Origin of the sequence: Lysobacter capsici (assembly GCF_014779555.2) — a bacterium.
GTDB classification, from domain to species: Bacteria; Pseudomonadota; Gammaproteobacteria; order Xanthomonadales; family Xanthomonadaceae; genus Lysobacter; species Lysobacter capsici.
The window spans coordinates 3,617,141-3,640,779 of sequence record NZ_CP094357.1; the positions used below are offsets into that span (position 1 = coordinate 3,617,141).

At 67.8% G+C, this 23,639-nt stretch carries 20 protein-coding genes; 16 read left to right on the forward strand and 4 right to left on the reverse strand.

Annotated features, from left to right (window positions below; all coding sequences use genetic code 11):
- Nucleotides 1-385: 385 nt before the first annotated feature.
- Nucleotides 386-3,187, reverse strand: coding sequence for an autotransporter serine protease (locus IEQ11_RS14570; protein ID WP_228464428.1), 2,802 nt, complete (start codon nucleotides 3,185-3,187; stop codon nucleotides 386-388).
- Between the two features lie 532 nt (nucleotides 3,188-3,719).
- Here IEQ11_RS14570 and IEQ11_RS14575 point away from each other — a divergent pair.
- The 11 genes from IEQ11_RS14575 (at nucleotide 3,720) to IEQ11_RS14625 (ending at nucleotide 15,070) form a co-directional block, all read left to right on the forward strand.
- Complete coding sequence (locus IEQ11_RS14575; protein ID WP_096414865.1) at nucleotides 3,720-4,895, forward strand: thiolase family protein; 1,176 nt, start codon at nucleotides 3,720-3,722, stop codon at nucleotides 4,893-4,895.
- Nucleotides 4,896-5,022: 127 nt separating this feature from the next.
- Complete coding sequence (locus IEQ11_RS14580) at nucleotides 5,023-5,400, forward strand: hypothetical protein (RefSeq protein WP_036110958.1); 378 nt, start codon at nucleotides 5,023-5,025, stop codon at nucleotides 5,398-5,400.
- A 193-nt stretch (nucleotides 5,401-5,593) separates the two neighbouring features.
- Nucleotides 5,594-6,022, forward strand: coding sequence for a hypothetical protein (locus IEQ11_RS14585; protein WP_096414866.1), 429 nt, complete (start codon nucleotides 5,594-5,596; stop codon nucleotides 6,020-6,022).
- Nucleotides 6,023-6,546: 524 nt separating this feature from the next.
- Nucleotides 6,547-8,157 (forward strand): carboxyl transferase domain-containing protein, encoded by a 1,611-nt coding sequence (locus IEQ11_RS14590; RefSeq protein ID WP_191820836.1) that lies wholly within the window; start codon nucleotides 6,547-6,549, stop codon nucleotides 8,155-8,157.
- A 37-nt stretch (nucleotides 8,158-8,194) separates the two neighbouring features.
- Nucleotides 8,195-9,886, forward strand: a complete 1,692-nt coding sequence (locus IEQ11_RS14595) for a molecular chaperone HscC (RefSeq protein ID WP_191820835.1) — start codon at nucleotides 8,195-8,197, stop codon at nucleotides 9,884-9,886.
- Entirely contained in the window at nucleotides 9,883-10,782 is a 900-nt protein-coding gene (locus IEQ11_RS14600; RefSeq protein ID WP_191820834.1) for a J domain-containing protein, read from the forward strand. The genes IEQ11_RS14595 and IEQ11_RS14600 overlap by 4 nt, the downstream gene beginning before the upstream one ends.
- Nucleotides 10,779-11,678: a J domain-containing protein gene (locus IEQ11_RS14605; protein WP_191820833.1), complete on the forward strand. Its 900-nt coding sequence runs from the start codon at nucleotides 10,779-10,781 to the stop codon at nucleotides 11,676-11,678. The genes IEQ11_RS14600 and IEQ11_RS14605 overlap by 4 nt, the downstream gene beginning before the upstream one ends.
- A complete protein-coding gene (locus IEQ11_RS14610; protein WP_191820832.1) occupies nucleotides 11,675-13,192 on the forward strand; it encodes a J domain-containing protein in 1,518 nt (505 codons plus the stop codon). The genes IEQ11_RS14605 and IEQ11_RS14610 overlap by 4 nt, the downstream gene beginning before the upstream one ends.
- A gap of 316 nt (nucleotides 13,193-13,508) precedes the next feature.
- Nucleotides 13,509-14,120 carry a polymer-forming cytoskeletal protein gene (locus IEQ11_RS14615; protein ID WP_191820831.1) on the forward strand — a complete coding sequence of 204 codons (612 nt, stop codon included), beginning with the start codon at nucleotides 13,509-13,511 and terminating at the stop codon, nucleotides 14,118-14,120.
- Entirely contained in the window at nucleotides 14,117-14,491 is a 375-nt protein-coding gene (locus tag IEQ11_RS14620; RefSeq protein WP_036108424.1) for a hypothetical protein, read from the forward strand. Before IEQ11_RS14615 ends, IEQ11_RS14620 begins: the two co-directional genes overlap by 4 nt.
- Nucleotides 14,492-14,530: 39 nt before the next feature.
- Nucleotides 14,531-15,070 carry a hypothetical protein gene (locus IEQ11_RS14625; protein WP_191820830.1) on the forward strand — a complete coding sequence of 180 codons (540 nt, stop codon included), beginning with the start codon at nucleotides 14,531-14,533 and terminating at the stop codon, nucleotides 15,068-15,070.
- Nucleotides 15,071-15,633: 563 nt separating this feature from the next.
- Here the strand turns inward: IEQ11_RS14625 and IEQ11_RS14630 are convergent.
- From IEQ11_RS14630 to IEQ11_RS14640, 3 genes are read right to left on the reverse strand one after another with little or no spacing between them, the layout of a single operon-like run.
- On the reverse strand, nucleotides 15,634-15,876 hold the full coding sequence (locus IEQ11_RS14630) for a DUF6587 family protein (RefSeq protein ID WP_046656963.1): 243 nt from the start codon (nucleotides 15,874-15,876) through the stop codon (nucleotides 15,634-15,636).
- A gap of 5 nt (nucleotides 15,877-15,881) precedes the next feature.
- Nucleotides 15,882-17,783: a ferrous iron transporter B gene (gene feoB, locus IEQ11_RS14635; RefSeq protein WP_191820829.1), complete on the reverse strand. Its 1,902-nt coding sequence runs from the start codon at nucleotides 17,781-17,783 to the stop codon at nucleotides 15,882-15,884.
- Nucleotides 17,780-18,028, reverse strand: a complete 249-nt coding sequence (locus tag IEQ11_RS14640; RefSeq protein ID WP_046656967.1) for a FeoA family protein — start codon at nucleotides 18,026-18,028, stop codon at nucleotides 17,780-17,782. The genes feoB and IEQ11_RS14640 overlap by 4 nt, the downstream gene beginning before the upstream one ends.
- A 130-nt stretch (nucleotides 18,029-18,158) precedes the next feature.
- On the opposite strand from IEQ11_RS14640, the gene IEQ11_RS14645 reads away from it, so the two are divergent.
- The 5 genes from IEQ11_RS14645 (at nucleotide 18,159) to IEQ11_RS14665 (ending at nucleotide 23,635) form a co-directional block, all read left to right on the forward strand.
- Nucleotides 18,159-18,941, forward strand: coding sequence for an enoyl-CoA hydratase-related protein (locus tag IEQ11_RS14645; RefSeq protein WP_036108416.1), 783 nt, complete (start codon nucleotides 18,159-18,161; stop codon nucleotides 18,939-18,941).
- An 86-nt stretch (nucleotides 18,942-19,027) separates the two neighbouring features.
- Nucleotides 19,028-19,417 (forward strand): VOC family protein, encoded by a 390-nt coding sequence (locus IEQ11_RS14650; protein ID WP_191820828.1) that lies wholly within the window; start codon nucleotides 19,028-19,030, stop codon nucleotides 19,415-19,417.
- 201 nt (nucleotides 19,418-19,618) lie between these two features.
- Nucleotides 19,619-21,640, forward strand: a complete 2,022-nt coding sequence (locus IEQ11_RS14655) for an acetyl/propionyl/methylcrotonyl-CoA carboxylase subunit alpha (RefSeq protein WP_191820827.1) — start codon at nucleotides 19,619-19,621, stop codon at nucleotides 21,638-21,640.
- Nucleotides 21,641-22,020: 380 nt separating this feature from the next.
- On the forward strand, nucleotides 22,021-22,821 hold the full coding sequence (locus tag IEQ11_RS14660) for a hypothetical protein (RefSeq protein WP_191820826.1): 801 nt from the start codon (nucleotides 22,021-22,023) through the stop codon (nucleotides 22,819-22,821).
- A gap of 40 nt (nucleotides 22,822-22,861) precedes the next feature.
- A complete protein-coding gene (locus IEQ11_RS14665) occupies nucleotides 22,862-23,635 on the forward strand; it encodes a hypothetical protein (RefSeq protein WP_191820825.1) in 774 nt (257 codons plus the stop codon).
- Nucleotides 23,636-23,639 lie beyond the last annotated feature (4 nt).

The following is a 23,639-nucleotide window of genomic DNA, read 5'->3' on the forward strand; positions in this document are numbered from 1 at the left end:
GAGTTGCGGGATGCGGGATTAGATGCTGGGAATTTTGAGTTGCGGTGCTGGGCGTGGGTCTGCGATGCGCTGCTTGGGGATTGTCGGCGCTTGAAAAGCGAATCTCCCCCAACCCCTCTTTTACAAAGAGGGGAGCTGATTTTGGTGATCGGGGTGGTTCGTCGGCGCGCTTACGCGCGAGCGGGATTTCGCTGCACATACAGCACAATCGCCGGATGGACACGATCGCCGCGAATGCGCTCCCCTCTTTGGAAAAGAGGGGTTGGGGGAGATTCGCTTTTCCTGTCCGAAGCTGCGTATCAGCACGCAAGCCAAACAACCGCCCGACGCCGTCCTGACAAATCATCCAGCAGGCTTCAACGAACCCGCCTCGCTCCCATCCGACTCAGAACGAAAACGACCAATTCGCCAACGCGCGCGGATACGGCTGCCCGAACTCGTAACGATTATCCAAGTCCAGGCTCAACACCCCACCGCGCGCAAACCGCGCGCTGAGCCCCAGGCCCAGCACTCCCGCCTCGCGCGCGAACGGATCGCTCGCGATCGGCGACCACACATCCAATCCGGTGAAACGCGCATCGATGTAACGACCGGACTGGGCCAGCGTGCGTTGCCATTCGGCGCGGCCGCTCAGGGTCAACGATGTCGAGCCGAGCAGCCACTCGCGCTGCACCCGCGCGCCGGCCAGCAGTTGCGTCGCGCTCAGGCTGGAATCGTCCGCGCTCAGGCCGAACCCGGCCGCGCCGTCCTCGGCGAAACCGCCGCGCTGCAGACGCAGGCTCTGCACGCCGATATACGGCGTCAGCAAACCGTTGCGCGATTCGAAGCGATGACCGGCCTGCACGCCCAGGGTCAGATAGCGATCGGCGTAGTTCGAACCGGTGCCGAACTGGCTGTCGCCCAGCCGGATGTCGCGGCGCATGTCGCGATCCATGCGGCCGAACGCGGCGCGGCCCAGCAAGTAACTGCCGGCGCGGTCCCAACTGGCATAGAACTGGCCTTCGATCTGGCGATTGCGTTCGCGATCGCCACGCAGGCGGGTGTAGGCATAGCCGTCGGTCTGGCTCAACGCCGCGCCGACGCGCAGCGAATTCAAACGCTGGTCGTGACCGACGATCCAGCCTTTGGCATCGAGGTCGAAACGTCCCGCCGCCGCGCGCTGGGCGTCGATGCGGTCGGCCCAGGCGCCGTCGCGAGGTTGCAGGGATTGCGCATCCAGACGCGATTCCAGCGCATGTCGGTTGCCTTCGATCGCCATCATCGCGAAGGCGACATCGGCGCTATGCAATTCGCCCGACAGGCTGGCCAGCGATTGCTTGGCGATCTGTTCGCTCGCCGACTGCTGCAAGGCACCGGCCGCGGCGCCGAACGCACCCGGCGCGCCGCCCGCCGCCGCGCCTTGATCAAGCCCGCGCAAGGCGTCGTCCACGCGCACCGCGGCCGAAGCCGCGGCGCCCTGCACGCCCATCGCCTGCGCGGTCGCGCTGATGCTCAGGGCGGAGATGTCGAGCCAGGCCTGGGTCGCGCTGTAACCCACCGTCGCGGTCAGGAACACGCCCGGCGCGGTCGACAGCGAGCCGAATTGCCCGCTGACGCTGCCGGCGTTGAGAAACACCTCGCGACTGGAACGCACATAGCCCGGCAATTGCCCGAGCACGCGCGCATCGCCGGCGAGGCTGGCGCTGCCGCCCACATCCAGCTTGGAGCCGATGAAGAACTGCAACTGGCCGGCGGCGGATTGTGCGTAGTTGCCGTCGATGCGCAGGCCAGCGCCGTCCAGACGCAGCGCGCCCTGATTGTCGACGCGATTGCCGATGCGCGCGCCGTTGCCGCCAGCGAAGGTCGCGCCGTTGCGGATGGTCACCGCCGAGGCCAGGCTGCCGCCGTCGTTCAAGCGCAGGCTGCCGGCAGCGACATCGGTCGCGCCGGTGTAGGTGTTCGCGCTGGTCGCGTCCAGGCGCAGGGTGCCGCTGCCGTCCTTGATCAGGCCGCCGGCGCCGCTGATCGGGTTCGACCAGGTCGATGCGCCGTCGAAACTCACCCGCACGTCGCCCCAATCCAGCCGCCGCAAACCGCGCACGGCGGCGCCGACATCGAGCAGGCCCTGGCCGAACACCGGATCCACCCCGGGCGCGCCCAGGTCTTTCGCGTTGCCGAGCAGCGCCTGCCGCACCAGGTCGTTGTTGAAATACGGAAACGCCTGCCACACCAGCGCGGCCGCGCCCGACACCTGCGGCGCGGCGAACGAGGTGCCGCGGATGATCCAGTAACTCGGGCTGCCGACCGCGTCGTTGACCCCGGTCGCCTGCACGTTGCCGGGCGCGACCAGGCAGTAGTTCATAGCGATGCCGCAGGCGTTGGAGTAACTCGCCAGTTGCGTAGGCGTGTTGGTGTCCAGCGCCGCCGCTGCGATCCAGCCGCGTTCGAGCACGTTCGCGCCGGCGCCCTGGCTCGGCAGCGAGGCGTTGTCGGACGGCTGCGGCTTGGCTTCGTTGCCGGTGGCGAACACCACCAGGCCGCCGTTGTCGATGAAGGGCTTGTAGGCGTCGATGAAACTGCGGGTGACGTTGTCGCCGCTCCAGTACAGGCCGCCCCAGGAGTTGTTCATGATCCGCACGCCGGCGTTCATGAGGTCGCGGCTGACGATGTCCAGGCCGCCGTTGCTGGTGGCCAGGTTGCCCTGGCCGGAGCCGTCGTCGGGCGGGCTGACGTCGTTGAGGATGCGCGCGGAGACGATGCTGGCGCCCTGGGCGATGCCGCCGGGCCAGGCCCCGACCGGCGTGCCGGCGATGATCTGCGAAACATAGGTGCCGTGACCGAGCACGTCGTCGATGCGATGGTTGTTGCTGCGCGGATCGGTGTAGAGCAGATGCGGTCCGACCCGCCCGCTGAGCGCGGGATGGTCGCGACGCACGCCGCTGTCGACCACGCCGATGCGCACGCCCTGCCCGGTCAGCCCCAACGCCTGCGCCGAGCGCGCATTGGTGATGTCCAAGTGCGCGCCGATCGGCGGCGGCGGCGAGGTAGGCGGCGGCGGTGTGGTGGGTGGCGGCGTCGTGGTCGGCGGCGGCGTGGGTTTGACGCCGCCACCGCCGCCCCCACCGCCGCAGGCGCTGAGGATGGCGACGCTGAGTACGCACAGCGTCAATCGCGAACTACGCCGCACTGCCGATCCGTAACCGTTCATGGCTCACCCCGCTGGCGGCGCGTCTCGTCCGCTCCCCAGCGGATCGATCGCACCTCGCATTCGTTTTAATCCAAGCATCGCGAACCGACAATCGATTCGTTGGTTTATTACGCAGAACCGGGAGAATCCGGATGCGCGTGTCGGCGCGGGGCGGCTGGCGCTGCTGGATTGCCGGGGCAAGCGCCGAGGTTCGAGCACGGCATGGGCGGCCCGATCGGTCGGCCAAACCCGCATCCGGATGCGATTCGCCCGCAAACACGCCGATGGGCGGCCGCGGTATCCGCGCAAAATCCGACCCTCGCCGCCGAGCGCCGCCCCTGTAATCGGTTTCGCAGTACCGCCGGGAAATCTCCCCATTCAGCTGAGCGCCGGTTAGCGACCGCCCCAAACCGCCGATTCGTTAACTTTCCGCTAATCCAAATCCATCCCGCAGCGGATGTTTGCGGCACCGCAGCATGGCGCCGCATAATCGATGGGTTCCGGCCACCACCCTCGCGGGCCGGCCCTCACGCCACAGTTTCGGAGTTCCGCCATGAGCGATGTCGTCATCGTCGGTGCCAAGCGCACCGCCATCGGTTCCTTCCTCGGCCAATTCACCGGCGTCCCGACCCCGACCCTGGGCAGCGCCGCGATCACCGGCGCGCTCGAGCAGGCCGGCGTGGCCGCCGACCAGATCGACGAAGTCATCATGGGCTGCGTGCTCCCGGCCGGCCTCGGCCAGGCCCCCGCGCGCCAGGCCGCGCTCGGCGCGAACCTGCCGGTTTCGGCCGGCTGCACCACCATCAACAAGGTCTGCGGTTCGGGCATGAAGGCGATCATGCTGGGCCACGATCTGATCAAGGCCGGCTCGGCCAAGCTGGTCGTCGCCGGCGGCATGGAGTCGATGACCAATGCCCCGCACGTGCTCAACAATTCGCGCACCGGCATCCGCTACGGCAGCGCCGAAATGCTCGACCACATGGCCTGGGACGGTCTGACCAATCCCTACGACGGCAAGGCCATGGGCGTGTTCGGCGACGCCGCCTGCGCCAAGTACGATTTCGACCGCGCCGCGATCGACGCCTACTCCGAAGAGAGCGTCAAGCGCGCTCAGGCCGCGCAGAATGGCGGCCATTTCAAGGACGAAATCGTTCCGGTGACGGTCAAGGGCCGCAAGGGCGACGTGGTCGTCGACGCCGACGAAGAGCCGGCCAAGATCGATGTGGCCAAGATCCCGACCCTGCGTCCGGCGTTCGGCAAGGACGGCGTGCTGACCGCCGCCGCGTCCTCCAAGATCTCCGACGGCGCCGCCGCCACGCTGCTGATGTCGGCCGAGGAAGCCGCCGCGCGCGGGCTCAAGCCGCTGGCCCGGATCGTCGCCCACGCCGGCCACGCGCAGGCCCCGGAATGGTTCACCACCGCGCCGGTGAAAGCGATTTCAAACGTGCTCGAAAAGGCCGGCTGGACGGTCGCCGACGTCGATCTGTTCGAGATCAACGAAGCGTTCTCGGTGGTCGCCATGGCGCCGATGAAGGACCTGGGCATCAGCCACGACAAGCTCAACGTCCACGGCGGCGCGGTCGCGCTGGGTCACCCGATCGGCGCCAGCGGCGCCCGCCTGGTGGTCACCCTGATCAACGCCCTGCGCATCCGCGGCGGCAAGCGCGGCGTCGCCTCGCTGTGCATCGGCGGCGGCGAAGCGACCGCGATCGCGATCGAACTGCTGTAAGCAAGAAGTTAAAAACGCGTTGCACAAAAAAAACCGGCATGCCGCTTGACACACGTCACCGGCTTGTCATCATGTTATCGGCGCGCAACTGCGCGTTGCCTAACTAAACGACGAGGAATCCGACATCATGAATTTCAACAAGGCGCTGATCGCCCTGGCTCTGGGCCTGGCCCTGGCCGCTTGCTCGAACCAGAAGCAGGCCGAAGAAGCTTCCGCCGACGCCGCTGCCGCTTCGACCGAAGCTCAGGCCGCTGCTGACACCGCCGCTGCCGCTGGCGACGCCGCCACCGCCGACGCCGCTGCTGCTTCGGCTGACGCCGCTGCCACCGCTGCCGACGCCGCTGCCACCTCGGCCGATGCCGCTGCCAACGCTGCGACCCCGGCTGCTGCCGACGCCGCTGCCGACGCCGCCAAGAACGCTGCCGACGCCGCTGGCCAGGCTGCCGAAGCCGCCAAGGACGCTGCCGCTCCGGCGGAAGCTGCCAAGGAAGAAGCGAAGAAGTAATATCGCGCAAGCGATACTGCTAGTTCCGACGCGAAAACCTCGTGTCGAACGGGAAAGCCGCCGGTTATCCGGCGGCTTTTTCCGTAAGGTCAGTGAACGATCGAAGCCGGCTTGCCGGACCGCTGCGAGCACTGGCGTTGCCTGACAGATCCACTAGACGTTTTATCTCAGACAACTCCTCAGGAGACATCTCATGAAGACCCATCTCTACGTCCTGCTCGCCGCCGCCGTCCTGGCACTGTCGGCTTGCGCCCAGAAGTCCGAAGAAGCCAAGGACGCCGCTGCCGAAGCCTCGGCCGCCGCCGAGCAGGCGGGCGATTCGGCCGCCAAGGCCGCTGACGCCGCCGGCACCGCCGTCGCCGAAGGCGCCAACGCCGCCGCTGCTGCCGCCTCCGACGCCGCCGCCAATGCCGGCGCCGCCGCCGACAACGCCGCCGCTGCCGCGGGCAACGCCGCCGATTCGGCCGCCGCCGCCGCCGGCAACGCTGTCGACTCCGCCGCTGCCGGTGCCGCCGACGCTGCCGCCAAGGCCGCCAACGCGACCGCCGACGCTGCGAACAAGGTCGCCGACAAGGCCGACGCTGCCGCTGCTGAAGCCAAGAAGGAAGAAGCCAAGCACTAATCGGCTTGCGTTTCGTTCACTGAAAGGCCCGCGCAAGCGGGTCTTTCTTTTTGTGGGCGTGGCTTTGTCGCAGATACCAGACCCGCGAGAGCGGGTTTTTGTTTGGGTGGCTTTGGTACGGACGTGCGGCGACGCTGGCGCTTGCGGACCCTCACCCTAGCCCTCTCCCGCAAGCGGGAGAGGGAACACGTCGCAGTTACCCAAGCAGTCGCCGAGATCCGCTTCGCGCACAGTTACATGCAATTCGCGAACACGCTCCCTCTCCCGCTTGCGGCGACCGAAGGGAGTGCAGAGCTGAGAGGGCCGGAGTGAGGGCGTCAGGCCGATGGACTGATTCAACAACTCCATCACTCACTCGCGCAACACGGATCGCCCACACGCCACCCCAACCGCATCTCATCCCCACCAGACACACGCTCCGTGCGCATACGCTTGCGTGCGTTGCGAAATTCGAGGCGAAAGTGATTGGCCCGCGACGGCGCTTTATGCTTTGATGCCGCGTCCAAGCATCCGGCCGTCACGCAATGCCCGCGATCACTTCCCAACTCGACCCGCGCTCGCAGGATTTCCGCGACAACGTGGCTTATCACCAGGCCCTGGTCGAGGAACTCGATGCGCGGCTGGCGCGCGCCACGCACGGCGGCGGCGACAAGGCCCGCGCCAAGCACACCGAACGCGGCAAGCTGCTGGCGCGCGACCGCATCGCCGCCCTGCTCGATCCGGGTTCGCCGTTCCTGGAAATCGCTCCGCTCGCCGCCGAAGGCATGTACGACGGCGCCGCGCCGGCCGCGGGCATGGTCGCCGGCATCGGCCGGGTCCAGGGCCAGGAAGTGGTGATCGTCGCCAACGATGCCACCGTCAAGGGCGGCACCTACTTCCCGATGACGGTGAAAAAGCATCTGCGCGCGCAGGAGATCGCCCGCGAGAACCACCTGCCCTGCATCTACCTGGTCGACTCCGGCGGCGCGTTCCTGCCGTTGCAGGACGAGGTCTTCCCGGACAAGGAACACTTCGGCCGGATCTTCTACAACCAGGCCCGGCTGAGCGCGGAGAACATCCCGCAGATCGCCGTGGTCATGGGCAGCTGCACCGCCGGCGGCGCCTACGTGCCGGCGATGTGCGACGAATCGATCATCGTCAAGGAACAAGGCACGATCTTCCTCGGTGGCCCGCCGCTGGTGAAGGCCGCGACCGGCGAAGTGGTCGACGCCGAAGCGCTCGGCGGCGCCGAAGTGCATACCACCGTGTCGGGCGTAGCCGATCATTTTGCGCAAGACGATCGCCACGCGCTGCAGATCGCGCGCGAGATCGTCGCCAACCTCAACCGGCGCAAGGTGTTGCCGGTCGCGGTGCAGCCCTCGCGCGAACCGCTGTACGCCGCCAACGAGCTGTACGGCATCGTGCCGAAGGATACGCGTCGCCCGTTCGACATCCGCGAAGTGATCGCGCGCATCGTCGACGGCAGCGAGCTGCAGGAATTCAAGGCGCGCTACGCCAAGACCCTGATCACCGGCTTCGCCCACGTGCACGGTTATCCGGTCGGCATCGTCGCCAACAACGGCATCCTGTTCGCCGAAAGCGCGCTCAAGGGCGCGCACTTCATCGAGCTGTGCAACCAGCGCGGCATCCCGCTGGTGTTCCTGCAGAACATCACCGGCTTCATGGTCGGCAAGAAGTACGAGAACGCCGGCATCGCCAAGGACGGGGCCAAGATGGTCACCGCGGTGGCCTGCTCGCACGTACCCAAGTTCACCGTGGTGATCGGCGGCAGCTTCGGCGCCGGCAATTACGCCATGTGCGGCCGCGCTTACGGCGCGCGCTTTCTGTGGATGTGGCCGAACGCGCGCATCAGCGTGATGGGCGGCGAACAGGCCGCCTCGGTGCTGGCGACCGTGCGCCGCGACGGCATCGAAGCCGCCGGCAAGGTGTGGACGCCGGAGGAAGAAGAAACCTTCAAGTCGCCGATCCGCGATCAGTACGAGAGCCAGGGCAATCCCTACTACGCCAGCGCGCGGCTGTGGGACGACGGCATCATCGATCCGGCCGACACCCGCCGCGTGCTCGGCCTGGCCTTGTCGGCCAGCCTCAACGCGCCGATCGAGGATCGCACCCGCTTCGGCGTGTTCCGCATGTAATGTTCCGCCTGTAACCGGCTGCAAGAGACCGCTTGGCATGATCGTCGGGATAGACCTGGGTACGACCCATTCGCTGATCGGCGTATACGGGCCCGACGGCCCGCGCCTGATCCCCAATGCGCTGGGCTCGTTGTTGACCCCGTCGGTGGTCAGCGTCGGCGACGACGAGGAAGTCATCGTCGGCCGCGCCGCGCGCGAACGGCTGGTCTCGCACCCGCAGCGCAGCGTCGCCGCGTTCAAGCGCTGGATGGGCACCGACCGGGTCACCGCGCTGGGCACGCACCGGTTCCGGCCGGAGGAACTGTCGGCGCTGATCCTCAAGTCGCTGATCGCCGACGCCGAGGCCGAACTCGGCGAGAAGGTCGCCGAAGCGGTCATCAGCGTGCCGGCGTATTTCTCCGACAGCCAGCGCAAGGCCACGCGCATCGCCGGCGAACTGGCCGGGATCAAGGTCGAGCGCCTGATCAACGAACCCACCGCGGCGGCGCTGGCCTACGGCCTGCAGCAACGCGAGGGCAGCGGCCGCTATCTGGTATTCGATCTGGGCGGCGGCACCTTCGATGTCTCGATCCTGGAATTGTTCGAAGGCGTGATGGAAGTGCATGCCAGCGCCGGCGACAACTTTCTCGGCGGCGAGGATTTCACCCAGGCCCTGCTCAACGCGTTTCTCGCCGACAGCGGCCTGTCGGCGAGCCAGCTGGCATTGAGCGAACTGGCGACGCTGGAGCGCCGGATCGAAACGCTCAAGCACGATCTGGCGCGCGGCAACGAAGCCACCCTGGAACTGCCGCTGGCCGGCGAGCCGCGCCAATGGCGGATCGACGAAGCCGGCTTCGCCCGGGTCAGCGAACCGCTGGTGCAGCGCCTGCGCGCGCCGCTGGAACGCGCGATGCGCGACGCCAAGCTCAGCCCCGGCCAGCTCGACGAAATCGTCCTGGTCGGCGGCGCCTCGCGCATGCAGCTCAGCGCGCGCCTGGTCTCGCGCATGTTCGGCCGGCTGCCGCTGCGCCACGTCAATCCCGACGAAGCCATCGGCCTGGGCGCCTGCGTCGCCGCCGGGATGAAGGCGCGCGATCAGTCGCTGGAGGAAATCATCCTCACCGACGTGTGCCCGCACACCCTGGGCGTGAACACCACCCGCGAATCGCAGGGCGGTTACACCTCCGGAGTGTTCTCGCCGATCATCCATCGCAACAGCACCGTGCCGGTGAGCCGGGTCGAGCGCTATTACCCGACCCACGACGGCCAGCGCCAGGTCGAGATCCAGATCTATCAGGGCGAGAGCCCGCGGGTCGAAAACAACGTGCGCCTGGGCGCGATCTCGATCGACCTGCCGTCGCGGCGCCGCGACGAGAACGCGATCGACGTGCGCTTCACCTACGACATCAACGGCCTGCTGCAGGTCGAAGCGACCCTGGCCTCGACCGGGCTGCGCCACGAAGTGCTGGTGGAAAAGAACCCGGGCGTGCTCAGCCAGGAGGAAATCCGCGAACGCCTGGCCGCGCTGGCCGCGCTCAAGGTGCACCCGCGCGACCAGCAGGAAAACATCGCCCTGATCGCGCGCGCCGAGCGCCTGTACGAGGAACTGCTGTGGGCGCGCGAACAGTTGCAGGCCGCGCTGGTGCAGTTCCGCGGCGTGCTCGACCTGCAGGACAGCGCGGTGATCAGCGAGCACCGCGGCGAATTCGTGCGCTTCCTCGACGCGGTCGAATCCCAGGGCTACACATGAACCCGTTCGTCCGGCTGGGGCTGTCGGCGGACGCGGACGAAGCGCAGATCAAGCGCGCTTACGCCAGATTGCTGCGGATCACCCGGCCCGACGACGACCCGGCGGGTTTCCAGCAATTGAACGACGCCTATCAACGATGCCTGGCGCGCGCGCGGCAGCGCGCGGTTGCGACGGCCGAGGTCGGTTTCGATGCGCCCGATCGGCGGGGCCACGAGGACGACGCGCGGGCCGACGATGCCTGGACCGCGGCCGATGCGTTCGAGTTCAAGCCGATCGCGATCGAACCGCGCGTGCAGGCGCCCGAGGTCGGTCGCGAACCGCGTATCGTCGCGCCGCCCGATCCGTTCGCCCGACCGAACGCGGCAGCGGGCGCGTCCGCGCACACCGCCACGCATCCCAATCCGCTACTGGCCGACCTGTACGCACTGGCGACGGCGACGGCCGTGCATGCCGAGCCCGCGTTCGATCTGGCCGGGTTTCTCGACGAGCTCAGCCACGCCGCTCAGACCAAGCCCCCCGAAGCGCTGCAGCGCTGGCTCGATCATCACCCGGAGCTGTACTCACTGACCCAGCAGCAAGCCGTGGCGCGCGAGTTGGTCGCCCATCTGAGTTATGCGCCGTCGCTGTACATCGCCCAACTCGACATAGTGCTGCGATTCTTCGGCCTGGACACCGTGGGCGAAGGCGTCGCGTCGACGCAGATGCGGATCGACGAACTGCGCGCGCGGGCCAAGGCGCGCGGCGGCGATTTTCGCGAGATCAAGTTCCAGCACGATCCGCGTCCGAGCGAACGCGGCGACCACCCCATATCGCTTCCCTGGGGAGCCATCGGTTTTTTCCTGGCGATGCTGGTGCTGTCGATCGCCATGACGATGCGGACGGCCTACGGCGGATGAGTCCGTTCGAACGCCTCGGCCTGACCACGGACGCCGACGAGCGCGAGATCAAGCGCGCCTACGCCCGCGAACTCAAACGCGCGCGCCCCGATGAAGACCCGCAGGGTTTCCAGGCGCTGCACGACGCCTATTCGCAATGCCTGGCCTGGGCGCGGCGAACGCCGGGCGACGCCGACGACGATGAAGACGACGAAGAGGTGTTGAGCTTTCATCTGGACGAAGACGAATTCCGGCGCATGCTCGACCGGGTCGCGCACGCCGAATTCGAGCCCGAAACCATCCGCGCCACGATCGATCCGACAACGCCCGCGGCGCCGTTGCCGATCGATCCCGACCTCGCCGAACCGATGCCGTCCGCGCCGTGGCGTTACCAGCGGACATCGCCCGCGCCCGGCCCCGAGGCCTGGCCGCCGCTCGATATTCCCGTCGCGAACGAAGCCCCCGCCATCGCCTGGCAGGGCGAATTCGAATCCACCGGACTGCTCGAGGAACTGATCGACCTCGCCCGCCGCCGCCCGGTGCAGGAGATCCAGCGCTGGCTGCATGCGCATCCGGACTTGTACTCGGTCCAGCACAAGCAGGCCGTGGCCAACGCCCTGGTCGAGCATCTGCTGGACGAACCACCGCTGCCGCTGGCGGCGCTGGAAACCTTGCTGCGGTTCTTCGATCTCGACGCCATCCACCCCGGATTCCCGCGCCGGCACGAAGACGTGGCGGTGCTGCGCACCCAGTCGCTGCACCACGGCATGGTCGTCGATGAATTGCGCCACGAAGGTCGCGGCCCCGCCGCGCATCGCCGTTATCGCAGCGGCGAAGTGCGCTGGTTCTGGTTCTGGATCGCGGCGATGTTCGCCGTCGCCATCGTGCGCGTGTTCAGCGCGGCGCGTTCGCTATGAATCCGTTCGAGCATCTGGGCATCGAGGCGAGCGCGGACGAGCGCGAGATCAAGCGTGCCTATGCGCGCCGGCTCAGGCAGGTGCGTCCCGACGACGATCCGGCCGGCTTCCAGGCCCTGCACGAGGCGTATCAGGCTTGCCTGGGCTATGCGCAGCATCTGCGCTGGCAGGCGATGCAAGACGCCGAGGCCGGATCGGACGAACCGGCGCCCATCAGCCACGCACACGAACACGAACACATCGCCAGCGACGAAGCCCCGGCGTCGCAAGCGCAGGATCAACCCGATCGCGCGCGCGCAACACGAACCGACGACGAGCCCGGCCACGCGCCCGAGCATGAGCATGAGCATGAGCCGGACGAGCTTGCGCCATCGCCGAACGAGTTCGACTTCAACGCGTTCATGCACGAACTGCTGCAACGCGCCGCCTGTCAACCCAGCGCCGGCCTGGCGCGCTGGCTGCGCGAATCCGAGCCGCTGTACTCGCTGGACCTCAAGCTCGCCCTGCGCGCGCCGGTCTCGCAGGTGTTGGCGCAGATCGAACATCCGCTGCCGGTCGAAGCCACCGCGGTGATCTTCGAATTCTTCTCGCTCGACGTGGTCGGCGAGCACGACGCCTGGCTGCACGAACACGCGGCGCGGGCGCGCGACCGGGCCGAGTCCAACCAGCGCTTCCACTACACCCTCCAAGCGCTGCAATCGCCGCGGGTCAAACCGGTCGACCGCTTGCTGACCCGCGAACTGGCACGGCCGCGACACTGGCCGCGGCGTGTGTTCATCGCCCTGGTGCCGTTGCTGCCGATGCGGCTGATCGGCGCGCTCAAGGCGCTGCAAGGCATCGATGCGCAGCAGGCGGCGCTGCAACTCAATGGCGAAAGCGTGAGCTTCTGGCAGCGCGCGACCGATCCGCTCCGGCTGTCGCGGCCGCGGCTGGCGATCGCATCGATACGGATCGTGGCGTATTACCTCGCCCTGATCGGCCTGATGAATCTGCTGATCGCCGATCTGGCGCCTTCGCCCGTGCGCGATCTCAGCGTCGCCTTCGCGATCTGGGCCGGCTGGGCCTGCGCGCAGGCGGCGAGCCTGCGCTGGTGGCCCACCGTCCTGGTCGAGCGCCTGGATCGTCGCACCGTGTTCTCGACGGTGGCCTTGATCGGCGCCGCCGTGCTCGCTCCCATCGATCCTTTCGTCGCCAGCGGGCTCGGCCTGGTGATCGCGCTGATGGCCGGCTCCGAACGCAGCCCGACCCACGGCAGTCTCGCCCAATACGCCACTTACGCGATGTGCGCGGCGCTGGGCACCGTGCTGCTGCTGACGACCGGCTCGTGGCGCGTGACCATCCCGTACGCGCTGATCGGCACCGGCGCGCTGCACATCATCCATTCGGTGGCTTATGCGTGGTACCGCGGCATCAGCGTGCCGCAGGCGCGCACCCAGGCCGGCTGGTACTGGTACCTCGTCGGCGCCTCGGGCGTGGCGATCGCGGTGGGGTTGTACAAGATGGCGAACGGTTAGCGCCGCATCGCGCGCCGTGCATCGCAACCCCGCTCGCTCCGCGAAACCGGTTCGATCAGCCAGCTCAGCCCGTTCATCGTCCTGAAAAATTTCTGAATTATTTTCGCCATGGGCAAGTCGTCGCGATTGGCTGAACACGCGTCATTGCGGGTGCTTTCGCATTCGCGCCGTTGCCTGCGAAAACTGAATCGGAGTCGCCTTTTTCCGCAACTCAGAATGGTGAGATTCATCACAGTGGGCGCTTCGTATCAGCGTGTTAGGCTCCAAAGTTCACGCGTGTCATCACCTGATCCCCCGACCTGAGGAACACCGCGTCATGGCCATCTTCAACCAGCCCGCCCCGCCCAAGCGCGACAATCCGGTCCCGCCGCCGCAGCCCGAAACCGCGCTCAAGCGCGAACCCGACACGCTCAACGAATTCTCGTTCGGCCAGCCCGCAGCGCCGGCGCCCGCCGCGCCCGCACCGGCGCCCTCGCCCGCGCCGGCGCCGCGTCAGGCCGAACAGCCGGTGGTCAAGGAGTCGCTGATCGCCTCCGACCTCACCATCGAAGGCAAGATCCACGGCTCCGGCCACATCCGCATCGCCGGCCGTTTCAAGGGCGACGTGCAGGTCGACGGCGATCTCACCGTCGAACTCGGCGCCAAGCTCAACGGCGGCGTGCGCGCGCGCAAGGTCGTGATCGCGGGCGAACTGGAAGGCAATATCGACGCGGCGCAGCGGGTCGAGCTGCTCGAAAGCGGGGTGATGATCGGCGACGTCAAGGCCGGCGTGGTCACCGTCGCGGCCGGCGCGCGGGTGCGCGGCCAGGTCGAGTTCGGCTGGGAAGACAGCGGCAAGGCGGTCGCGCGCAACGACGGCGGCAAGTCCGACAAGTCGTCCGACAAGGGCGACAAGAACGCCAAGACGGAGACCAGCGCCGACTCATGAGCGCCGTTCGCCAGGGCATGCCCGGGGCGACGCGCATTTGTCCGCATTGCAAGGCGACGATCCTGGAAACAGCGAGCGTCTGTCCGGCCTGCCGGCACCATCTGCGTTTCGATTCCGATGCGAACGCGCGCGCGGCGGCGAGGTTCTCGCCGCTGCACGTGGAGGGCACGATTCGCCATCCGCCCAGCGATGGCGCCTGGGAATATTCGATGGTGCTGTCGATCAAGAACGAACGCGGCGAGGAAATCACCCGCCAGGTGGTCGGCGTCGGGGCCTTGTTCCCCGGCGACGAACGCACCTTCACCCTCTCGGTCGAAGCATTCGAAGCGGTCGGCTACAAGGCCGCGAACAAAGGACGGCTGCGTCGCTGAAGCCCCGCCACGCCGCACTCCAGGAAAGGACCCCACTCGATGTCGGAACCCGCTTCGTTGTATGCGCGATTCACGCTCAGCCATGAGCAGTACGAAGCGTTCATGAATTCCACGCCGGCGCGTCCGGCGTCGTTCGACGACTGGCAGGCCTGGTTCGATCGCCGTTCGATGGCCGGCGACGGCCGGGTCGGCGCGGACATGCTGGCCGAGCTCGACGCGGCCACCGTGGCCGACGTGATCAAGGCCTGGCGCGAAGACCCGTGGACCGGCACACCGCCGGTCGAATACGACGAGCTGCGCCGCACCTTGCGCATCGCGATGCTGCAGGCCTCGGAGAACTACATCGAGATGCTGCGCCTGCTCACGCCGCTGCGCGGCGCGGCCGCGTTCAACGAGGCGAGCGCCGACGATTTCGTGCTGATCTTCGATTACCTGTGGGGCGACAGCGAGATCAGCGCCTATCTGCTGCTCGACCAGGGCCGCAGCCGTTTCGCCGATGCGTGCGCTCCGCAACATATGCACGAAGCGCGCGGGTATCTGGAAGAAGCCTTGGATTACATGCAGAGCCGGGGTGGCTGAGTCGCGCTCGACGGGTTATCCGCACATTGGGCTTGCGGCGCGAACCCAACCATGACGATCGCGGCTTGCGCCGCTCCTACAGTGCGATACGCGTCCTGCGCGACAAACGACCGGCACGTTCGTGCCCTACCTGTAGGAGCGGCGCAAGCCGCGACCGCGACATCGCGCTTACGGCGAAATCCCAACCGCGACCGGCGACGTCGCGAGTACCGCGAAAATCCAAACGTGATCGCGACATCGCGCTTGCGACGCAAATTCGGACATGACGGTCGCGGCTTGCGCCGCTCCTACAGTGCGATACGCGTCCTGCGCGGCGAACGACCGGCTCGTTCATGGCCTACCTGTAGGAGCGGCGCAAGCCGCGACCGCGACATCGCGCTTACGGCGAAATCCCAACCGCGACCGGCGACGTCGCGAGTACCACGAAAATCCAAACGTGATCGCGGCATCGCGCTTGCGACGCAAATTCGGATATGACGGTCGCGGCTTACGCCGCTCCTACAGACAGTGCGATACGCAACGTCCGCGGCGAACTCAGGGCTTTATCGCGGCCCGACTCCGTCTCAATCCGACGGCCCGCAATTATCGCAACCGCCGCAATTCGGCCCGCCTGCGCGCGGCGCGGGCGCGATGCGTTTGCCCAGTTCGCGCATCCAGCGCGGCCGGCCGTCGCGCACCAGCGGCAAGGCGCAGGCGATGCGCAGCCGGCGCACGCCGCTCGGGAATTGTTTGCGCGCGACCACCACCGCGCTGACCAGCACCGCGATCGCGATCACCACGTACTGCGCGAACAGGCCGGCGTCCATGCCGATCAGCCCGCGCCCAGCGCGACGGCGACCTGATAGGTCAGCAGCGAAGCCAGATACGCCAGCGCGAACAGGTAGCCGGCGCTGATCCCGACCTGCTTCCACGAATTGGTTTCGCGCCGGATCGTGGCCAGGGTCGAGATGCACTGCGGCGCATAGATGAACCACACCAGCAGCGACAGCGCGGTCGCCAGCGACCAGCCGTCGGTGATGATCGGGGTCAGCGCCTGCGCGGCGGCTTCGTCGTCGGCCGCCGACAGCGCATACACCGTCGCCAGCGAGGCCACCGCGACTTCGCGCGCGGCCAGCCCGGGGATCAGCGCGATGCAGATCTGCCAGTTGAAACCGATCGGCGCGAACACCGTGGTCATCGCATGGCCGATGCGGCCGGCGAAGCTGTAATCGATCGCCGGCAAAGTCGCGCCTTCGGGCGCGCCCGGGAACGACAGCAGGAACCACAGCAGCACGGTCAGCGCCAGGATGATGCCGCCGACCCGGCGCAGGAAGATCCACGCGCGTTCCCACAGGCCGATCAGCAGATCGCGCGGATGCGGGATGCGGTACGAGGGCAGCTCCAGCAGCAGCGCATGCTCGCTCTTGTCGCGACGCCACTTCTTCATCACCCACGACACCATCAACGCGCTGAGGATGCCGGCCATGTACAGCGCGAACAGCACCAGGCCTTGCAGGTTCAGCAGGCCCCAGACCTTTTGCTGCGGAATGAACGCGCCGATCAGCAAGGCATACACCGGCAGACGCGCCGAACAGGTCATCAGCGGCGCGACCATGATCGTAGCCAGTCGGTCGCGCGGGTCCTGGATCGAACGGGTCGCCATGATCCCGGGAATCGCGCAGGCGAAACTCGACAGCAGCGGAATGAACGAGCGGCCCGACAGCCCGGCGCCGGCCATCATCCGGTCGAGCAGGAACGCCGCGCGCGGCAGATAGCCCGATTCCTCCAGCGCCAGGATGAAGGCGAACAGGATCAGGATCTGCGGCAGGAACACCACCACCCCGCCGAGGCCGGCGATGATGCCGTCGACCATCAGGCTGCGCAGCGGCCCGTCGGGCATGTTGGCGCCGACCCAGCCGCCGAACCACGCGGTGATCGCCTCGATCCCGTCCATCAGCGGCGTCGCCCAGGCGTATACCGCCTGGAAGATCAGGAACATCACCAGCGCCAGCGACATCAGGCCGAGCACCGGATGCAGCAGCCAGCGATCGAGCGCGTCGTCGATCTTCGCCGTGCGCGTCGGCATGGTGACGGTGAGTTCGAGCAGGCGCCGGGTCTCGGCGTGCAAGTCGGCGCCTTCGCTCAGCTGCACGGTCGGCTCGTGCGGTTCGCGCGGCGCCACCGCGATGCGGTCGAGCATCGCGACCAGCGCCCGCGCGCCGTTGCGCTTGACCGCGACGGTCGCCACCACCGGCACGCCGAGTTCGCGCTCCAGCGCGACCAGGTCGATGTCGATGCCGCGACGCTTGGCCGCGTCCATCATATTGACCGCGATCACCATCGGCCGGCCGAGCTGGCGCAGTTCCAGGGCGAAACGCAGATGCAGGCGCAGGTTGGTCGCGTCGACCACGCACAGCAGCACGTCGGGCGCGCGTTCGCCGGGATAGAAGCCGCGCAGCACGTCGCGGGTCACCGCTTCGTCCAGGCTGGCCGCGCTCAGGCTGTAAGCGCCGGGCAGATCCAGCACCGCGTAGCTGCGTCCCGACGGCGCATGCAGCCGGCCCTCCTTGCGCTCGACGGTGACGCCGGCGTAATTGGCGACCTTCTGCCGGCTGCCGGTCAGCAGATTGAACAAGGCGGTCTTGCCGCAATTGGGATTGCCGACCAGGGCCACGCGCATCGGCTGCGCGGCGGTGTTCGACGGACCGGCGACAGCGGGGGCGGCGGCGCTCATGCGGACTCCTCGATCAGTCGTACTTGAACGCGCGCGGCTTCGCTGCGGCGCAAAGCGAAGCGGGTGTAGCCGATCTGCACCAGCAACGGTTCGGCGGAGATCGGACCGGCGGCCATCACTTCGACCCGCTCGCCGGCGACGAAACCCAATTCGCGCAGGCGTCTTGCGATGGTGTCGTTGGACGTGTGGTCATCGACGGTCTCGACCGTGGCGGCGGTGCGGCGCGGCAGTTCGGACAGCTTCAAGAGGCGGCTTCCACGAAGGGTGGCGTCCCAAATGGGAATTGTTCTCATTCTAGCACCGACCGCCGTACAGGGGCGGATGCGATGGGGGCAACGCTATGATTCGCCAACTCCCACAAACTCCCCCTTCCTGATGAGCCACCCGCTGCTGAGCCTGCGCGAAGGGCCTGTCGCCCGCCTGCGCCTGAACCGCCCCGAATTGCACAACGCGTTCGACGCCATGCTGATCGCCGCGCTGACCGGCGCCCTGGACGCGGTCGCCGCCGACGACAGTGTGCGGGTGGTGGTGATCGAGGGCGAAGGCGCCTCGTTCTCGGCCGGCGCCGATCTTAACTGGATGCGCGGCATGGCCCAGGCCGGCGAGGACGCCAACCGCGAGGACGCGCTGGCGCTGGCGCGGTTGATGCGCACGCTCAACGAACTGCCCAAGCCGACCCTGGCCCGGGTCCAGGGCGCGGCGTTCGGCGGCGGGGTCGGCCTGGTCGCCTGCTGCGACATCGCCATCGCCGCGCCGGAGGCCAAGTTCGGCCTGACCGAAAGCAAGCTCGGCCTGTTGCCAGCGGTGATCTCGCCGTACGTGATCGAGGCGATCGGCGCGCGCGAGTCGCGGCGCTGGTTCGCGACCGCGGAAATCTTCGACGCCGCCACCGCGCTGCGCATCGGCCTGCTGCACGAGGTCGTCGCCGCCGATCAGCTCGATGCCGCGATCGACCGGCAGATCGGCCTGCTGCTCAAGGCCGGCCCGCTTGCGGCCGCGCAGGCCAAGACGCTGGTGCGCCGGGTCGCCGGCGAACGCGACGGTGCGCGCCTGGACGCCGACAACGCCGCGCTGATCGCCGGCCTGCGCGTGTCTGCCGAAGGCCAGGAAGGCCTGTCGGCGTTCCTGGACAAGCGCAAACCCGCCTGGTGCCCCTGATCCCATCGCCGTCGTCCGTCTAAATCGTCCGCCACGCCCGCTCGCGCGGGCGCGCCCTGCCCCGCCGCTTTCGCAAGGTGTACGCCATGTTCGACCATATGGGTTTCGCCGTTTCCGATCTGCAACGCAGCCACGATTTCTATCTGCACGCCCTGGCCCCGCTCGGCTACGGCCTGGTGATGTCGATCGGCAAGGAACAGACCGGCGGTTACGAAGGCCACGCCTTCGGCCCGGCCGGGCAACCCGCGTTCTGGATCGGCACCGGCGAGGTCACCTCGCGCGGCCTGCACGTCGCCTTGCGCGCGCAAAGCGCCGAGCAGGTCGAAGCCTTCCACGCCGCCGCCCTGGCCGCGGGCGGGCGCGACAACGGCGCGCCGGGTCCGCGCGAACACTACGCGCCTGGTTATTTCGGCGCGTTCGTGCTCGATCCCGACGGCAACAACGTCGAAGCGGTATACCGCGGCCCAGCCGCGTGACATCGCTCGCGGCGGCCGCGACGATGCGCACCAAAAAAGCACGATCGATGCTCCGCGGCGTGCCGCAAACCGATTCCGCGACCGCCACGCGCTACAAACCCCACTGATTTCGGCGAGAATCCGCTTATCGCGCGCGCCGTTCCGCGGTCCGCACCTCCTTCCACCGCGCCCCGGCGCGACTGACTTGCGACCCGACCTGACATGTTCGAAAAGATCCTGATCGCCAACCGCGGCGAGATCGCCTGTCGCGTCATCCGCACCTGCCGCAAGCTCGGCATCCGCACCGTCGCGGTCTATTCCGAAGCCGACGCCGATGCCCAGCACGTGCGCCAGGCCGACGAGGCCTACCCGATCGGCGGGCCGCGTCCGGCCGACAGCTACCTGCGCGGCGACGCGATCATCGAAGTGGCGCGGCGCAGCGGCGCGCAGGCGATCCATCCCGGTTACGGCTTCCTCAGCGAGAACGCCGATTTCGCCGACGCGGTCGAAGCCGCGGGCATCGCCTTCATCGGCCCGAAAGCCGCGTCGATGCGCAAGATGGGCAGCAAGGCCGGGGCCAAGGAACTGATGCAGGCCGCCGGCGTGCCGGTGGTGCCCGGTTACACCGGCGAAGATCAGGACCCGGCCCATCTGCACCGCGAAGCCGATCGCATCGGTTATCCGCTGATGATCAAGGCCGCGCACGGCGGCGGCGGCAAGGGCATGCGGATCGTGCGCGACAGCGGCGACTTCCTCGCCAATCTGGAAAGCTGCCAGCGCGAAGCGCGCAACGCCTTCGGTCGCGACCGCGTTCTGCTGGAGCGCTATGTCGAACAACCGCGCCATATCGAAATCCAGATCTTCGGCGACGCCAACGGCCAGGTGATCCACCTCAACGAGCGCGAATGCTCGGCCCAGCGCCGCTATCAGAAGGTGCTGGAAGAATCGCCCTCGCCGTTCCTGAGCCCGCAGCAGCGCGCGCAGATGGGCGCGGCGGCGGTGATGGCCGGCCACGCGATCGATTACGTCAACGCCGGCACGGTCGAGTTCATCGTCGGCCAGGACGGCGGTTTCTATTTCATGGAGATCAACACGCGCCTGCAGGTCGAGCATCCGGTCACCGAACTGGTCACCGGCCTGGACCTGGTCGAATGGCAGCTGCGCGTCGCCGCCGGCGAGCCCTTGCCGCAGCCGCAGGACGCGATCGTCCAGCGCGGTCACGCGATCGAAGTGCGGCTGTACGCCGAAGATCCGGAAGCCGGGTTCCTGCCCGGCTCGGGCAAGCTCGAACGCCTGCGCCTGCCGCAGGCCGATGCGCACGTGCGCCTGGATTCGGGCGTGATCGAAGGCGACACGGTGACGATCTTCTACGACCCGATGATCGCCAAGCTGATCGTGTTCGACCTCGATCGTCCGCGCGCGCTGGCGCGTTTGCGCGCGGCGCTGGCGCAGTGCGAGATCGTCGGGCCGAAATCCAATATCGAATTTCTCGAACGCCTCGCGCGTCATCCGGCGGTGGTCGGCGGCACGATCGACACCGGCTATCTGGATCGCCATCTCGACGAGTTCATGCCGGCGGCGAAGGGCGACGACGACGACGGCGATCGCGACCTGCTGATCGGCGCGACCGTGGCCGAACTGCTGAGCCAGGAACAACGCACCCGCGAAGCGGCATCGGCGTCGAACGACCCGAGCTCGCCGTGGGCGATCGCCGACGGTTGGCGCCTGGGCCACGGCGGCCGCCGCAGCCTGGCCTTCGTGCGTCGCGACGAACGCCTGGAACTGCAGGCGCAGGGCAGCGGCGGCGAATACCGGATCGAAATCCCGGCGCAGTCCGAAGCCGCTTACGTGGTCAACGGCGCGCGCCTGCGCGGCAGCGAACTGAGCCTGCGCATCGACGGCCGCGCGCGCCGGCTGAGCGCGCTCGGCGACGGCACCCGCGTGGTCATGCATGACGGCGAACGCCGCCTGCGCCTGGACGCGGTGCCGAGGTACCACCACCAGCAAAGCGCGGCCGCCGGCTCGGGCAACCACGTCAACGCGCCGATGCCCGGCCGCGTGGTCGTGGTCAAGGCCGCGCCCGGCGACAGCGTCGAAGCCGGCCAGGAGGTGATGGTGATCGAGGCGATGAAGATGGAGCTGAGCCTGAAGGCGCCGCGCGCGGGGACGATCGCGGAAGTGCGCGCGGCGGCTGGGGATTTTGTCGAGGCTGATGCGGTGTTGGTGACGTTGGAGATTGTTTGAGTTTGCGAACGCACGCGCGGACCGCTGTGGCGGTCTGCGCGCAGGGTTGCGCCGTCGGCAGTGAGACGAATGGCTTAGATCGCAACTTCAAGATCTGCACGTCCTTTCCTACCGTCATTCCCGCGTTCGCGGGAATGACGACCTGAAAGATCACGCTGAAGTCTCTAGATATTCGACTGCGCCGAAGTAAAGCAGAGCCCGCCTTCGCGGGAACGGCGGCCGCCTCGAAAGACCGACGCAACCCCACCCGCTTGACCGCAACCCCCATCCGCGCCGAATAATGCTCGCGCAAACGCTTCAATCCCGGCTGGGAGCGCCGGATTCCTCGGCCGCCGAACCATGGCGGCCCCTGGTCTGTGTGTTCTATGGAGGGACGTCCCATGCGTTCATGCGCGCTATCGTCGCAAGTACGAAAGCTGTTCGCCGCCGGCCTCGCGCTGGCCCTGCTGAGCGGATGCAGCACCACCACGTTCGAATCGCCGCCGAGCGGCACCCAGGTCGCCTGCGACCCTCGCCTGGTCGGCCAATGGCTCAGCGGCGAATGGACGGAACGCGACGCGCGCGAACCCAGGCGGGGACATGAAGACACCGATCGGATCAGCATCCTGCCCAAGGATTGCGGCTTGATCCGGCGCGACACCGGCCAGTGCCCTTCCGATCTGATCGGCTACCGGTTCTCGTACTTGCCCGATGCTGCCGGCGGCTACATCGTCGCGACCCAGGCCACGCCCGCGACGCAACCGGCGTCGTGCCGGCGCATGCAGGACGACGACTCGGAAGACGACCGCGAACCGCGGCAAGACGGTTACATGATCCTGCGTTATGCCGTCGCTCCGGACCGGATCGCCATCCACAGCATCGACACCGTGCGCGTGGCGCGGTTGATCGCCGAGGGAACGCTACCCGGCAGCGTCGAGAACACCGAGTTCGGGGTCGAAGACCGCAAGATCGCATCAGTCAAGCAACTCGACGCGTTGCTACGCGAAACGAAAGCGAACGACGAAGAGCCGCAGATCGGCGCAGCGGTGAAAGGCAGCAGCCGGCAGATAGACGCGCTGTTGGCCTCGCGCAAGGACCTGTTCTTCGCCACGCCGGGCGTCATCCTGCGCCGCGACGGCAAGACGCCGCCTGCGCCACCGCGCAAGCCGGCGACGAAACCATCGCCGCGCGCAAACCGCTAGCGCATCGAACACGAATCTGTAGCGCGCCCACCGAGCCGGCTTGCGCGATCGCACCGATCCGCGCAACGCCGCGCACCCGTTTACGACCGCGATGCGGCTTGAACGCCCGTCGCGAGCCGCCATCTTTTTACCGAGACTCTGCATGCCTGCCTACGTCCACCCGATCGCCCGCTTGCGCGCACTGACCGCGGCCGTCGTCCTGTCCGCCTCGCTCGGCGGCTGCCTGATCGCCGAAAATCCGCCGTCGGCCGCCCTGCCCTGCGATCGCGCCCTGGTCGGCGACTGGGGCCTGATCGAGGGCGAGGGCATTCTCGGCGCGTCCACGGCGGACGCCGAGGATGGCGATTTCAGCCAGGACGACGAACGCCGCCTGCGCATCGATGCGCAGTGCCGCGCTCATCTGCCGCCCCGATTCGAACCGCGCCAAGTCCAGTTGCAGGTGTTCAAGGTCGACGGCCATCGCTATCTGGGCCTGTCCTTCGCCGACGTCGCGGTGCTGCTGGCCGGCAAACAAGGTGCGCGGGACGTGGCCGACGACAGGCTCAACGCGGAATTCCCGCACACCGTGAGCCTGCTGCGCTATCAGGCCGACCCCGGGTTCCTGACCGTCGACGTGGGCAATCCCGATCAACTCAGGCAAGTGGTGACCGAGCGCAACGCCCGCGACGGGACCGCCGAAGCGGACGCGCCGGACTTCCTGACCGGCGACCGCCGCGCGATTGCCCGGCAATTGCGCGATCATCCGCAACTGTTCGAGGCGCCCGGTCGCAGTACCCTTTACCGTTTCAAGCGTATATCCCCTGCTGCGCGCTAAGAGG